14 protein-coding genes are annotated in these 14,048 nt (G+C 65.9%); 8 read left to right on the top strand and 6 right to left on the bottom strand.

Features of this window, described 5'->3' with window-relative positions; all coding sequences use genetic code 11:
* Positions 1–11 precede the first annotated feature (11 nt).
* Positions 12–1,538, bottom strand: coding sequence for an AMP nucleosidase (locus L5014_RS15710; protein WP_238464653.1), 1,527 nt, complete (start codon positions 1,536–1,538; stop codon positions 12–14).
* A 250-nt stretch (positions 1,539–1,788) separates the two neighbouring features.
* Here L5014_RS15710 and L5014_RS15705 point away from each other — a divergent pair, with 250 nt between their 5' ends.
* The 3 genes from L5014_RS15705 to L5014_RS15695 all read left to right on the top strand — a co-directional run bounded on the left by L5014_RS15705 (position 1,789) and on the right by L5014_RS15695 (position 4,148).
* Entirely contained in the window at positions 1,789–2,187 is a 399-nt protein-coding gene (locus tag L5014_RS15705; protein ID WP_238464652.1) for a hypothetical protein, read from the top strand.
* Positions 2,188–2,331: 144 nt separating this feature from the next.
* Positions 2,332–3,354: a homoserine kinase gene (locus L5014_RS15700; protein WP_238464651.1), complete on the top strand. Its 1,023-nt coding sequence runs from the start codon at positions 2,332–2,334 to the stop codon at positions 3,352–3,354.
* Positions 3,345–4,148 (top strand): BPSS1780 family membrane protein, encoded by an 804-nt coding sequence (locus L5014_RS15695; protein WP_238464650.1) that lies wholly within the window; start codon positions 3,345–3,347, stop codon positions 4,146–4,148. The genes L5014_RS15700 and L5014_RS15695 overlap by 10 nt, the downstream gene beginning before the upstream one ends.
* A 188-nt stretch (positions 4,149–4,336) precedes the next feature.
* Here L5014_RS15695 and L5014_RS15690 read toward each other — a convergent pair whose 3' ends face one another.
* A complete protein-coding gene (locus tag L5014_RS15690; protein WP_238464649.1) occupies positions 4,337–4,516 on the bottom strand; it encodes a DUF3563 family protein in 180 nt (59 codons plus the stop codon).
* 146 nt (positions 4,517–4,662) lie between these two features.
* Positions 4,663–5,889, bottom strand: a complete 1,227-nt coding sequence (locus L5014_RS15685; protein ID WP_238464648.1) for an extracellular catalytic domain type 1 short-chain-length polyhydroxyalkanoate depolymerase — start codon at positions 5,887–5,889, stop codon at positions 4,663–4,665.
* A 241-nt stretch (positions 5,890–6,130) separates the two neighbouring features.
* On the opposite strand from L5014_RS15685, the gene L5014_RS15680 reads away from it, so the two are divergent.
* Positions 6,131–6,841: a phosphatase PAP2 family protein gene (locus L5014_RS15680; protein WP_238464647.1), complete on the top strand. Its 711-nt coding sequence runs from the start codon at positions 6,131–6,133 to the stop codon at positions 6,839–6,841.
* Between the two features lie 75 nt (positions 6,842–6,916).
* On the opposite strand, the gene L5014_RS15675 is transcribed toward L5014_RS15680, so the two are convergent.
* Both L5014_RS15675 and L5014_RS15670 read right to left on the bottom strand, forming a co-directional pair.
* Positions 6,917–7,765, bottom strand: coding sequence for a TOBE domain-containing protein (locus tag L5014_RS15675; RefSeq protein ID WP_238464742.1), 849 nt, complete (start codon positions 7,763–7,765; stop codon positions 6,917–6,919).
* Between the two features lie 247 nt (positions 7,766–8,012).
* A complete protein-coding gene (locus tag L5014_RS15670) occupies positions 8,013–9,602 on the bottom strand; it encodes a CHAD domain-containing protein (RefSeq protein ID WP_238464646.1) in 1,590 nt (529 codons plus the stop codon).
* 245 nt (positions 9,603–9,847) lie between these two features.
* Here L5014_RS15670 and L5014_RS15665 point away from each other — a divergent pair, with 245 nt between their 5' ends.
* Positions 9,848–10,066 (top strand): HP1242/YdcH family protein, encoded by a 219-nt coding sequence (locus tag L5014_RS15665; protein ID WP_238464645.1) that lies wholly within the window; start codon positions 9,848–9,850, stop codon positions 10,064–10,066.
* 300 nt (positions 10,067–10,366) lie between these two features.
* On the opposite strand, the gene L5014_RS15660 is transcribed toward L5014_RS15665, so the two are convergent.
* The gene (locus L5014_RS15660; RefSeq protein WP_238464644.1) at positions 10,367–10,750 is read right to left on the bottom strand and encodes a tautomerase family protein; all 384 of its coding nucleotides are present in this window, start codon (positions 10,748–10,750) and stop codon (positions 10,367–10,369) included.
* 115 nt (positions 10,751–10,865) lie between these two features.
* Here L5014_RS15660 and L5014_RS15655 point away from each other — a divergent pair, with 115 nt between their 5' ends.
* The 3 genes from L5014_RS15655 (at position 10,866) to L5014_RS15645 (ending at position 13,957) form a co-directional block, all read left to right on the top strand.
* A complete protein-coding gene (locus L5014_RS15655; protein ID WP_238464643.1) occupies positions 10,866–11,717 on the top strand; it encodes a LysR family transcriptional regulator in 852 nt (283 codons plus the stop codon).
* A gap of 1,047 nt (positions 11,718–12,764) precedes the next feature.
* Positions 12,765–13,127, top strand: a complete 363-nt coding sequence (locus L5014_RS15650; RefSeq protein ID WP_420800078.1) for an MbcA/ParS/Xre antitoxin family protein — start codon at positions 12,765–12,767, stop codon at positions 13,125–13,127.
* Positions 13,124–13,957: an RES family NAD+ phosphorylase gene (locus L5014_RS15645; protein ID WP_238464641.1), complete on the top strand. Its 834-nt coding sequence runs from the start codon at positions 13,124–13,126 to the stop codon at positions 13,955–13,957. Before L5014_RS15650 ends, L5014_RS15645 begins: the two co-directional genes overlap by 4 nt.
* Positions 13,958–14,048: the final 91 nt, after the last annotated feature.

Genomic DNA, 14,048 nt, shown 5'->3' with positions numbered 1-14,048 from the left:
CGGTTCGAAGCTTACTGAAACGCCACCTCGGCAAAGCTGCGCAATTTCCGGCTATGGAGTTTGTGCAGGCCATTGGTGCGCAAGATCTCCATCGCCTTTACGCCAATCTGCAGGTGCTGATCCACCTGCGCGCGGTAGAACGAATCGGCCATGCCAGGCAGCTTGAGTTCGCCGTGCAGCGGCTTGTCGGAGACGCATAGCAAGGTGCCGTACGGCACGCGGAAGCGAAAGCCGTTCGCGGCAATCGTCGCGCTCTCCATGTCGAGCGCAACCGCGCGACTCTGCGAAAGACGCTGCACCGGCTCGCGATGCTCGCGCAATTCCCAATTGCGATTGTCGACGCTCGCCACCGTGCCCGTGCGCATCACACGCTTGAGCTCCACGCCGTCGAGCTGCGTGATCTGCGCGACCGCGCGCTCGAGCGCCACCTGCACTTCGGCCAGCGCCGGAATCGGCACCCACAGCGGCAAATCGGCGTCCAGCACGTGATCCTCGCGCACATAGCCGTGCGCGAGCACGTAGTCGCCGAGACGCTGCGTATTGCGCAGCCCCGCGCAGTGGCCGAGCATGATCCATGCATGCGGGCGCAGCACCGCGATATGGTCCGTGATCGTCTTTGCATTCGACGGCCCCACGCCGATATTGACCATCGTGATGCCGCTGCCGTCCGCGCGCTTGAGGTGATACGCGGGCATCTGCGGCAGACGCGCGGGCGGCGTGCCCTCGTCGTCCTGCTCGCCGAGATTCGCGTTGTAGGTAACCACGTCGCCCGGCTCCACGAACGACGTGTATTCGCTGCGGTAATTGCGCAGATCGGCGTCGTCGGTGCGCGCCATCATCGCGCGGCCGAGCTTCACGAATTCGTCGATATAGAACTGGTAGTTGGTATAGAGCACATAGTTCTGGATGTGCGTGGGCGAGGTCGCCGTGTAGTGCTTGAGGCGATGCAGCGAAAAGTCCACGCGCGGCGCCGTGAAGAGCGCGAGCGGCTGCGGCTCGCCGTGTGCAGGCTCATAGGTGCCATTGACGATGCGGTCATCGAGCTCGGCGAGGTCCGGCGTATCGAATAGGTCGCGCATCGCGAAAAGCCGCTCGCGGTCCAGATCGCCTTCGAGGTGGATGCCCTCCGCGAACGCGAAATGAATCGGAATGGGCTGCTCCGACACCCCGACTTCGATCGACACATGATGGTTCTTCGAAAGCAGCCGCAATTGCTCGCGATAATAGTTGCTGAACAGGTCGGGACGCGTGATGGTGGTCTCGAACACGCCGGGGCCCGCGACGAAACCATATGAACGCCGCGAATCGATGTGCGTGTTGACTTCCGTGTGAACGCGCACGAACGGATAGCAGGCGCGCACGCGGTGGTCGAACGCCTCGCCGCGCCGGTAGCGTGCGAACGCGTCGCGCAGGAACGAGGTGTTCGCCTCGTAGATGGCGGACAGGCGCGTGACGGCGTCGGCGGCGTCCTCGAAGGCTTCGGCGGGAAAGTCGTGTGGGGGCGTCATGAAGCTGCGCCGGTGATTCTCGTTGTTCATGTTCGTTCGCCTCGGTTCATATGGAACGACATTAGCACGGAAGCAAGACGTTCTGACAACGCCCTTCGCACGTCCGGGAGATTGGGGTACGACCTGCGCCGTCGCACGGCAATGGAAGCGGGCGACACGAGCGACGAAGCGCCCCCGCGACCCCCGCCGCTGCGGCACGCTGGCCCGTGCGCCGTCGCGGCCCGACACCGGGAGCTGGACGCGGATTTGCTAGAATTGGACCATCCACTGGAGAATCACCATGAAGTCGCACATTCTTGCCGTCTTCGCAGCGACGCTCGCGTTCAGCGGGTTCGCCATGGCCACGCCGGCTGACGACGCGAAGACTGCCGTCGAGGCCCAGTCCGCCAACGAGCGGGCCGGTTTGCCCGACCTGGCGGCCATCAACAACAAACCGGCCGCGCGCGTCACCTCGAAGGTCAACATCAACGACGTGCCGCGCACGCCGAGCTTCCATGAAGTGAGCCCGAACGGCACCGAGGTCACCGAATACCGCGACAAGGGCAAGCCCGTCGAGATCAACGTGCATTCGAACTTCGGCACGCGCTACTCGATGAGCGCGAATCCCGATACCTCGCCGCAAGTCCGCCCGAACGGCCAGGCCAGCACGCGCCTGCCGTCGATCAACCTGCATTACTGAACCACCGTCCCCGCGCGCGGGCGGCATGCGCTGTCCCGCGCCCGCCTCCTGCCCGAGCGCACGAAGCCGCGCTGAAGCGGTTTCCGCGCAAGCGGCCGCGCCCGCGAGCAGGGTCCCCATTACGATAACCACACGACCTCTGGCATGGCCGTCTTCACCGCTGTCACCGAAACCCAGCTCGCTCAATGGATGCGCGACTACGATCTTGGCGATGTAGTCGATTTTCGCGGCATTCAGTCGGGCATTGAAAACAGCAACTTCTTCCTGACGACGACGCGCGGCGAATACGTTCTGACGATCTTCGAAAAGCTCACGGCTGAACAGTTGCCGTTCTATCTCGAGCTGATGCGCCATCTGGCATCGCACCGCGTGCCGGTGCCCGACCCGATGCCGCGTGCTGACGGCACGCTATTCGGCCTGCTGCACGGCAAGCCGGCAGCCATCGTCACGAAGCTCGACGGCGCGCCGGAACTCGCCCCGGGCGTGGAGCATTGCACGGAAGTCGGGCAGATGCTCGCGCGCATGCACCTGGCGGGCCGCGACTTCGCACCCGGTCAGCCGAATCTGCGCAGCCTGCCGTGGTGGGAAGAGACGGTGCCCACGGTGCTGCCGTTCCTCGACGACGCCCAGCGCGAGCTGCTCACGAGCGAACTCGCGCACCAGCAGGCCTTCTTCGGCAGCGACGATTACGCCGCGCTGCCCGGCGGCCCCTGCCATTGCGACCTCTTCCGCGACAACGCGCTGTTCGCGCACGTCAAGCCGGAAACGGGCCATACGGTGCGCCTCGGCGGATTCTTCGACTTCTATTTCGCCGGCTGCGACAAATGGGTGTTCGATGTAGCGGTGACGGTCAACGACTGGTGTGTCGATCTCGCGACGGGCAAGCTCGACGCGCCGCGCGTCGAAGCGCTGCTGCGCGCCTACCAGACCGTGCGCCCGTTCACGCCCGCCGAGAGCCGGCATTGGGTCGATATGCTGCGCGCCGGCGCGTACCGCTTCTGGGTATCGCGCCTGTATGATTTCTACTTGCCGCGTTCGGCTGAGCTGCTCAAGCCGCACGACCCCGGCCATTTCGAGCGCATCCTGCGCGAGCGCCGCGCGGGTAGCGCGGCCGGCACGCCGGGCGCCTTCCACGCACTCTCTGACCTGCCCCGCCCATGCAACTGATTGAAGTTCCCGCGAAGCAGGGCTACGTCTGGTTCCGCCAGGGTATCTGGCTGTTCCGGCGCAATCCGCTCGCGTTCCTCACGCTGTTCTTCTCGTACCTGCTCGCCATGACGCTGATCTCCGCCGTGCCGGTGATCGGCGGCGTGCTGCCGCTCATCTTCGTGCCCGGCGTGGCGGTGGGCTTCATGGCCGCGTGCCGCGACACCGTGGCGGGCAAGCCGGTGTTTCCGACCATTCTCGTCGACGGTTTCCGCTCATATGGGCACACGGTCACCAAGCATCTGTTCGTGCTGGGCGGCATTTACGTGGTGGCGATGACGGTGGTGCTCGCGGCGTCGGCGCTGGTGGACGGCGGCACGCTGTTGCGCCTGATGACGCTGGGCGGCGCGCTCGATACGGAAACCGTCGCGAACGGCAACGTGCCGCTCGCCGTGCTTGCATCGCTCGCGTGCTACGTGCCGGTTTCGATGATGTTCTGGTTCGCGCCGGTGCTCACTGCCTGGCACGAGGTGCCGCCGGTCAAGGCGATGTTCTTCAGCATCGTGAGTTGCTGGCGCAACAAGGGCGCGTTCGTGGTGTATGGCGCGCTGTGGTTTGCGGTGTCGATTGGCGTCTCGCTGGGACTCTCGACGCTGCTGCGCGCGATGGGGGCCGGCGATTACGCGCTGGCGATCCTGATGCCGGCGCTCATTCTCGTGACAACGATGCTCTACTGCTCGTTCTACGCCACCTACCGTGGCTGCTATGGCGTGCAGGAAAAGACAGCCGCTGAAATACCGGACTCGGGACGCTGAGCGGCAAGCAAAGAACGAGATACAAGCTGTACAAACACCAACGGGGCGCCTGCGTGCGCCCCGTTGCGTTTCTATCACTGCCTAAAAGTGCCTGAAGCTGCGTAAATCTGGCTGAAGCAAGCTGCCTGGATCAAGCTGCCTGAGACCTCGGACCGGCGTGTAAGCCTGGCCACTTGGTGCCTGGCCGCTTAGCCGTAGTGATTCATCCACGACGGGGTACGGCCTGCCTTCTCGCGATCGAGCTTGCGCATGCGGTATTCGAGATCGTAGATATCGGCCGATTCGGCCAGGTAGGCTTCCTCGCGCTCCTTTTGAGCGGTTTCGTACGACTTCGTGAGGAACAGGAAAAAGCGGCTGAGCAGGTACATGGTCTGGCTCCGGTAATCGGGCACATGCCCTCAGAATGGATAGAGTCATTATAGGGTAAACCCTCATTATGGTAAACCCTCGATATGAAGCGGATTGTCGCAGCGCCTGCTTCGCCTGCTGGTGCGCGACATCCCGCACCGGGCGTTCAGCCCGCACCTACGGCTAGTTCGCCGCCGAAAGCATCGTCAACCACATCGCGCCGCTGGGCTCCGAAAAAGTCCCAGATCATCGCGCTGGCGTCCGGCCCGGTCGCCGAGTGGAACGGCACCGTATCGTCACCGCCGCTCCAGGCATGATCGAGCGCGCTCACGCAGCACAGGCGCACGACGCTCCTGCCATTACGTCCTCGGCCCTGCGGCGCGTAATCCTGAATCGTATAGCCATCGCCATCGTGCTCGTGCGAGACCACGCCCTGGCGCACGCCTTGAGCGTCCGCTAGACCGTTCAAACGCAGAAACTGCGTCGCGAGTTGCTCCGCATTGACCGGGGCGACCACCGCGTCGGTGCCCCCCTGCATGATGAGCGCCGGCATGCCGGGATGCGTGCGCCCCGCCAGTTCACGCTCGACGAGCGCCACCGGTTCATGGTGCAGACCGCGCCGCATGACGTCGAGCGCCGCTACGCCCGAGTGCGCCTCGCCGAACGCCGGCCCCGAATGGAGCGCGACCGCCGCGAAACGGCCCGGCGCATTCACCGCGAGCAGCGCGGCCAGACCCGCGCCCGCCGAAAGTCCGGCCAGATAGACACGCGATCGATCGAAACCGTGTTCTTGCGAGAGCGTGTCGACGAGCGAAACGATCGCCGCAGCCTCGCCGCCGCCAGCCGACTGGCGTGCGTCATACCAGTGCCAGCACTGGTGCGGATGGGCCTGCATCGATTGCTCCGGATAGACCACCGCGAAGCCGTGTTTGTCCGCGAGCAGGTTCATGCGGGTGCCTTCGGCGAACGAATCCATCGTCTGCTTGCAGCCGTGCAACATCACGACAAGCGGCATGTCCACAGTGGTCAAACCGGGCGGGACATAGAGCCCATAGGCGAGCGCGCGCGATGCGCCCTGCGCGAGGTGCTTGTCGCGTAGCCATTCGCCCGCCGCCCAGGCAGCGGCCCGCGGCCCCACGCGCGACTCGCGCACCGGCGCGCCGCTGCGCGCAGCGGGCGCAGGGTGCGCCTGCACTTCGTGCGCTTCGCTCGCGGCAGACCCGGTCACGGCGGCAGCGGCCTTTGCCGCCACGGTCTGGGCGGCTCGCCACATGGCCCGCGCCTCGGGCGTGTGGCGTTTGGCTTCGCGCAGCGCGTCATGAGCAGCACGGTTCTGGATGGCGAGCAGACGTCGCATGCCACCCGCCCACAGCTTCGTCAGACTTTTCGTCATCAATGGCCTCATGAAAGGGGTCGAATACGCCGGGATAAAACACCTCGGCTCTTCATTGTGCAACGCACCATAACATCAATCATCGAACACTGTTGTTACGAGTTCTGGTCGTTGTAACGAATTTCAACCGGGCCGCCCTGTGCGGGGCATCGCATTAATCGGCCCCGAACATAGCTATACTGGAAGACTGGATGATGTTCGTTTTGAGCCTTTTGGAGCGCGCCTTCAGCGGCGCCAAGTCATGCCCGATTTACCCCTCCACCTCTGGTATTCGATCACCAATCTCGGCGGCGCAGGTCTCACGCTGCCGCTCGCGCTGGCTATCGCGCTATGGCTCGTAACGGGCTATTCCTGGCGCATGGCAGCAAGCTGGCTGTTGCTTCTTGGTGCGGCAATTGGCCTCGTCACGCTCACGAAAATCGCGTTTCTCGGCTGGGGGGTCGGCGTGCGTTCGTACGATTTCACGGGCCTGAGCGGACACGCCATGCTGTCCACGGCGGTCTATCCCGTGGCGTTTTTCCTGATGCTGCAAGGCGTGCGGCCCGCGCTGCGCATCGCGGGCGTCCTCGTCGGGCTCGCCATCGGCATCGCGGTCGGATTCTCGCGCGTCGTGCTCGAAGCGCATTCACCGTCGGAAGCCGTCACGGGCTGCATCGTGGGTGCGCTGACGGCGCTCGTGTTCGTGCACTACTGGTGGGAAGCGCAATCGGGCCGGCTCTCGGCGGCCGTGGTCACGCTCAGTCTCGCGGCGCTCACATTCGGGTTGCACGATGTGCGCGTGCCCACTCACCGCTGGGTGACGAATATCGCGCTCACGGTCTCGGGACACAATCAGCCCTATATCCGCGCGAAGTGGAAAGCCAACCGCCCGATGCACAAGCCGGGCGCGCTCAACTCACCGGTCTCGCAGACCCGCAACACGCTGACGCCGCACCGCCAGCAGCCCGCTTGAAGTAATGCGCGCGTGGTTGGCGTGCTGACACTACGCATCTGGGCGCGCGTTCGTTTGTAGTACTGACCGGGCTTGTCAGCCGACAACGCCAAGCAGCACGCTCGACGCCTTGAACACCGCCGTCGCGCTCGCTCCTATGTCGAGGCCGAGCGCATCGACGCTCGCATCCGTCACGACTGCGGCAATCACCGTGCCGCCCGGTAATTCGAGCGTCACTTCCGCATTGACTTCGCCACGGCGCACGCCGTTCACCACGCCGCTCAAACGGTTACGCGCCGAAAGTCGCGCGGCGTGATCCGTCGACAGCGCCCCGCCCTCAACCAGCACGACCGACGACGCCTTGACGAGCGCCACCACCGCCGCGCTAACGGCCAAGCCGAGCGCCTCGGCGCTCTCGCGCGTGACGACTGCGACGAGTTGCTGCCCGCCCGGCAACGCGATCGACACTTCGTCGTTGACTGCCCCGCGCACGAGCGCCTGGACGGTGCCGTAGAGTTGATTGCGCGCACTGGTACGCAGAGCGAAGCGGCCGAGCACGGCGAGGTCCCTGCCGAGGCTGCTTGCTGTGTCCGCGTCTGCCTCCGCGTCTGCCTCCGCGTTTGCCTCCGCGTTTGCTTCCGTGTCTGCCTCGCCGCCGAGTGCACGCACCGCTGCGGCGGCGCGCTCGAGAAAGTGTCGATGCTCACGCTCGATCGCACCGAACGTGGCGATGAGGCGTTGCGCGCGCGGCGTAAGCGTGGTCCCGCCGCCGCCCTTGCCACCGGTCGCGCGCACGACGAGCGGTTCGCCGGCGAGGTTGTTCATCGCGTCGATGGCATCCCAGGCGCCCTTGTAACTCATGCCGACCGCCTTCGCGGCGCCGGTGATCGAGCCGGTTTCGCGAATCGCCGCAAGCAGCGCGATGCGTGCCGCGCCGCCGAGCATCTGCGGGCCGGCCTGGAACCAGACCGAGCCGCCCACGCCCAGCTCGGCCGATGCCGCGCGCGGCGGCCCGCCAGATTCAGCACCGGCGCTTTCGTCGGCAGCGGCCGGCCCGCACGGGGAAGAAGTCGAAGAAGGAGTCGTCATCGCGCAGGGCTTGGGTCGAGTGCAGGCGTTGGCGTCGATTATAGAGATGGGACGCGCTAAATACGCCGCACGAAATACGCCGCACACCGCGGCCCTGCGCGAATCAGGCGCCGCGTATGATTTTCGGCGGGCGCAACTCGCGCAGGAGCCGTTCGCCCTCTTTCGCCGTATAGCGCTTCATCGCCTCGCACCAGCCGCGCGCGAAACCAAGCTGATAGGGCTCTGCATCCATGCGCTCGAGATAGCGCAAGGCCACGGCGGCGTCGTTGCCGTCGCCCAGTACGCTTTGAAGGCGTGCGAGCGTGCGCGCCGTGTCCTCGCGCGTGCGGCGCGCGGCGAGCGGTGCGAAAAATTCGAGCGTATAGCGCAGATACTTCGCGTTGATGCGCACGCGATGGCGGCCCGCGTCGTCGATGGCCGTGAGCTTTTGCGCTTGCGCGAGCTGCTGGTAATAGCGCCGCACGCGTTTCTTCGCGTGCTGATGCAGCGAGCGGGCGTCCGCGCCGTCGACGCATACACGGCGTGCGAGCGCCTCCAGCCACTGTAGCCACGCAAGCGCCGCGTGCGCGTAGCGCGGCATCGCCAGTGCGTCGCGCAGGCGCGCGCGCGCCACGAGCCGCTGCGCTTCGGCCTCGTCGAGCACCGCGCGCCAGCGCGCGGGATCGTCATCGGCGGCGGCGAGCGCGGGCAGCGTGGCTTCGACGAACACGTCGCGATCGCGCGCCTCGGCAAGCAGCCCGCCCAGCCAGTCGAGTTCGGGCTTGATGTGCGCACGCCATGTTTCGTCCTGCCAATGCGAAAAGATCCGCATCGCGGTGCGCAAGCGCCGCTGCGCCACGCGCATCTGGTGGATGAATTCGGCGTTCGCGATGTTGGTGATATTCGCCGGATCGCGCACACCCCAGTCGTTGCCGAACCAGTGTGCGCTGATGTTGGCGCCGATCGCCACCAGTGCGGCCTCGGCAGTGCACGCGCTGCCCAGGTCGACGGGCTCCGCGCGCACGGCGCAAGCGTCGCCGGCGAGGCTGCCGGCCGCCGCGCGCTCGAGCGCATCGCTCAGGCGCCCGAACGCGGGCAACGTGTCGGCCAGTTCGTGCGCGCAGGCGAACAACGTATCGACGAGTGCCGCACTGTTTTCGCCTTCGGCCCACGGCACGCTCACACGCAGCTCGTGCAGGCTCGCGCCTTCGCCCTGCGTCGCACACGTGTCGGCATCGAGCACGATCTGCGCGCCGATGCCATCGCGCGGCCACTGCCAGTGGCTGCGTACCGCCGAGAGCGACGCCGCCGCTTCGAGCGGCCCGGCTAATACGAGCGCCTCGCGAAAAGCCTCGGGCGCGGCATCGAAGAGTGCGGTTTCGAGACCGTTCGCTTCTAGACCCGCCTCGAAAATCGGCTCGACGACGACGATGCCCGGCGTCCATGCGCGTCTGCTGTAAACGACGACACGATGCGTCGCCTCGCGCGTTTCGACGCAGATCCGCCAGCCGGCTCTGGCGAGCACGCCAGCCCGGTCGAACATGACGGTCGTGGCCGGCTCGCACACATCGGCTTGAGGCACGAGCTGCGGCAAAGCGGCATGCATGGCCGCGGCAAAATCGGATGGAATCGGCCCGTGCGGGACGACAGCCTCGGACGAGGCTTGCGGCGCGACACTCACGACATCCAGCACGATTTCCATAACGCGGTTCATGAACGCTCCGAGGGGTCGTTGGGGCGGCAGAGAGCGGTGAAAACGGCAAATATGAACGGGTGAGATTAATCCGACAACGACGATGTCGTCGCACCTGATGGTACACGCGCGGCCTCACCAATGCTCTCGGTAGCACCCCGAACGCCACTGGATCCGAATGACCACGATCAAGACCGCGGCCTGGCGAAAGTGGAAAAATACTTACACATCGATCCGATGTGTCGTATTTCTGTAAGGAGTATTGAGTGTTCCCAGAATTCAGAGACCTGATCTCACGGCTCAAAATCCACGACGATCATTTCGCACGGCTTTTCCATCGCCACAACGAGCTGGATCAGCAGATCAAAAACATGGAAGCGGGCATCGTCCCCGCGCACGGCACCGCCATCGAGCAGCTCAAGAAAGAGAAGTTGCAGCTCAAGGATTCGCTCTACCAGATCCTGCGCAAGGCCGAAAGCGTCTAAGTGCCGGTGCCCGCACTGAAACGTGCTGCACACGCGGGCCGCAAGATGCACCGCCGGCCCGCGCACGCTGCTCCTGGTCGCATCACCTCCGTCACACCATCGTCATGTCCTCGTCACATTTCTCGCCGCTCCTGTGCAGGACGCTGGCCCCAACCGGGGTCCACCAGAATTCGAGCGCCAGTTGATCCGCAGCGGTATTCACCTCATCAGCTTTAAGCGCAGGGAAGCTGCCTGCCGCAGCGCTTCTGCAATGTCCGCGCCGCTATGCTTGCGGCGCGAGTTCAGCGGCACGCCACAGGTTCAAGTCGCGTACTGCGCGATTCCATTCCCAAACGACCAGTTCTCACGCGCGACATCCACGAGATTGACGAAGACATCCTCGCGCCGCACGCCGGGATCGCGCGCGAGATTTTCGGCGATCTGCGCGAACAGCGCCTTCTTCTGATCCTGCCCGCGCGTATTGCTCACAGCGATCTGAATCATGACGAGATCGTCGCTGCGATCGATGCCGAGGTAGTGCCGCCCGAAAACGAAATTATCGGCATCGTGTTCGGTGACGATCATGAACTGGTCGTCCTCCGGTGCCTTGAACACCTCCATCAGCGCAAGGTGCACGCCCTGCATGAGCGCCTTTCTATAGATTGCGGGCTTGCCTGCGCGTACGGCGATACGGGTGAATGGCATGTCGGGCTCCTTCAGCGTTGGATGGGATGGCGATTGATTTGCCACGAGAACAGCTTAGGCGCGCTCTGTCATAATAAATAGATATCGCCGAATATTTCATTCATTTTCATTTGCAATGAAACCACTCGATCTCGATGCCGTGCGCGCGTTCGTCCTGGTCGCCGAACTGCGCAGCTTCACGCGCGCCGCCGACGCGCTCGATACCACTCAATCCGCCGTGAGCCTCAAGCTCAAACGGCTCGAAGCCCATCTTGGCCGGCAATTGCTCGAACGCACACCGCGCGTCGTGCGGCTCTCGCCGGACGGGCGCGCATTTCTGGGCGCCGCGCGCGAGTTGCTGGGAGCGCATGAGCGCGCGCTCGGCACGCTCGCCGGCGAGTCGCGGCGCCTTTCGCTGGGATTGAGCGAGCATGTCGCCGACGCGCAGCTCGCCCGCCAGCTCGCGCTCCTGCGCGACCATGATCCGGGGCTCGTGATCGCGCTGCATCTTGGGCTTTCGGCGCAGTTGCTCGCGCAGTTCGACGAGCGGCGGCTCGACGCCGTGATCGTCCGCCAGGAGGCCGACGAGGCGCCGCGCGGCGGCGCACGGCCGCTCTTCGACGAGCCGCTGGTCTGGCTCGCCTCGCCTGAATGGCAATGGGAGCCAGGCACCCCGCTGCCACTCGCCCTGCTCGCGGGGCCTTGCGCGGTGCGCGCAGCGGCGATCAGCGCGCTCGACGCGGCGGGCATCGCATGGCAGGAGGTGTTCGTGGGCGGTGGCGTGGCAGCGGTCGGCGCGGCGCTGGAGGCGGGGCTGGCCGTATCGGCGCTGGCACCGCGCATCGCGCCGCGAGCGCTGGTCGACGTTGGGGCGAAGCACGGTCTGCCGCCGTTGCCGGTCTCGCGGGTGACGCTGCACTCGCGCGTGCGCGAGCCGCGCTCGGCCGCGACGCTGCAGTTGCTAGCGTCGAGCCTTGGGGCTGTTTGAGGGTGGATTGCGCAGGCGACTGCGTGAGCGGCAAGCATGCCGGTCGCGGTGCCGGACGCGCCGTAAGTGGCACGGATTTGAGCCCGTGCGCTACGCGATTCGGCTCGGTCGGCTTGAATCGGTCTGGATTAGCTCAGAATCGGCGGAAGTTCATGTGGCTGCGGAATCGCGTGCTGCGATTGTGCCGCAGGCGCCTCGACCACGAGCCTGTGGTTCGGCGCCGGGTGAACCACGGCGGGCCTGGCCGGCGCGTGCTTCGGTGCGGTCGGCCGAGGTGTGGACGGCCCACGCGCGGACGGCTTAGGGGTGGCCGGCCGAGGTGTGGACGGCCGAGTTGCAGACGACCGGGTTGCGGCCAGCCCACGCGCGGACGGCTTGGATACGGCCGACCTGGACGCCGCGGGCTTGGGCGAATGCGTGCGGGCACGCGCCTGTTGCGAGGTCTCCGGTGCAATATGTGCCGCCGATTTCGTCGGGATCTTCGCACGATGCTGTACATGAGCCGACGTGCGTCCTGCCTTCGCTGCCTTCGCTGCCTTCACAGAATTCTCGGATCGCGCGGTTCGGGCGGTATGCGGCGCGGCCGCGCCGGCCTTCGCGCGCTTCGCGCCGTGCTGCGACTCGGTCCCAGCGTGCTTCCCGTCCTTGCCGCCCTTGCGTGGACTCGCCTGCGCGGCTCCAACATGCCCGCCCGGCACCGCCTGCCGGTGTGCCGTGGCGCCAGCGGCCGCCGTTCCGTACACCGCCCCACCGCCCTGTCCACCGCGCTGCGCTGCCGCCGCCGGCGCGACGGCCCATGCCATCGACGTCGACATCCACCATGCCGCGACCATCACTGCCACTTTCCGCACGCCGCTCCTCCCTCGATAACCGTTCTTGTCCCGCCTGGATCGGCCCGCGATTATATCCAATCAAAATTTGCAAAAATCCAGATATGGACTAGCATCATTAAAAAGTTCATATAAGGACTAAGCCATGCCACACGCGCACACATCGTCGTCCGCCGCCCGAGCGCGGCATCCCGGCGCCGAGCCGTCGCTGACCGAGATGTCGGCGGCCGGTCTGCGCGCTTTTTTCAATATCGCGCGCGACTGGGATCTCTCCACGGAAGAGCAGATCATCCTGCTCGGCTCGCCCGGCCGCTCGACGTTCTTCAAATGGAAGCAGGAACCCCAATCCGCGCGCCTCGGCCGCGACACGCTCGAGCGCCTTTCGCTGCTGCTCGGCATCTACAAGGCGCTGCAGATCCTCCTGCCGCCCCCCGCCGCCGCCGATGCCTGGGTCAAGCGCCCCAACAGCGCGCCGCCGTTCGGCGGCCGGCGCGCGCTCGACCGCATGCTCGCGGGCAATGTCAGCGACCTCGTGGCGGTGCGTCAGTACCTTGACGCGATGCGGGGCGGCTGGGCGTGAAAAAGCACACGACACAAGAGGCGGCACAAAAATCGACGCCGGGCGGCACCGCTGGCCCAGCCCCGGCGTCCCCGGCGTCCCCGGCTGACACGGACTGGCAGACGCGCTGGCGCAGCGCAGCGCTCGACTGGTCGCCCGCATTCCGCGTGGCTCCCACGCGCTTTCCCGCCGTGAATCTGTTCGACCGGGTGGCCTCGCCCGAGGACTTCGAAGCGCTCTATGCACTCGAAGCGCTGACCAACGACCGCCTGCGCACGGAGACTGGCGACCTCGATCTCGTACCGCGCGAAGAGCGCCGCTTTGGCCCCGGCTACGGTCCGATCATGGCCGCCTTCACGCACCTGAACCCGCAGGGCAGCCGGTTTTCCGATGGCACCTACGGCGTGTTCTACTGTGCGCGCACGCGTGCGACGGCCATTGCCGAGACGCGCTTTCACGCAGGCCGCTTTCTCGCTGCGACGCGCGAGCCGCCACTGCGCCAGCAGATGCGCCTTTATACGGTGATCGCGCAAGGCACGGTTGCCGATCTGCGCCCGCCTCCCGCACCTGGGCAAGCATCCGCTCATGGGCCCGACCCGTTCGACCCGGCCGTGCTCGCGCCGGACGACTACGCGGCGGGTCAGGCGCTGGGCCGCGCGCTGCGGGCGGCAGGCGCGCCTGGCATCGCTTATCCATCGGTGCGCGACGCGGGCGGCGAATGCCTCGCCGCATTGCGCACGACACTGCTGCACGCGTGCCATCACGCCGCCTACCTCGAATACAACTGGAACGGCGAAACCATCGACATGGTGTTCGAGTTGACCGCCGCCTACGGCAAAGCGCTCAGGTAGGCCGCACAAGCGGGCCAACCCGCAGGCGCGGCGATGCAAGCGCGCGCAACCAGTCACACGAACGTCGCGTACCCTGGAATTGGCGGGACAT

This window comes from Paraburkholderia tagetis (assembly GCF_022213065.1).
GTDB classification, from domain to species: Bacteria; Pseudomonadota; Gammaproteobacteria; order Burkholderiales; family Burkholderiaceae; genus Paraburkholderia; species Paraburkholderia tagetis.
Note: the sequence above shows the minus strand (reverse complement) of the source record. Positions and strands in the feature narration are given on the sequence as shown.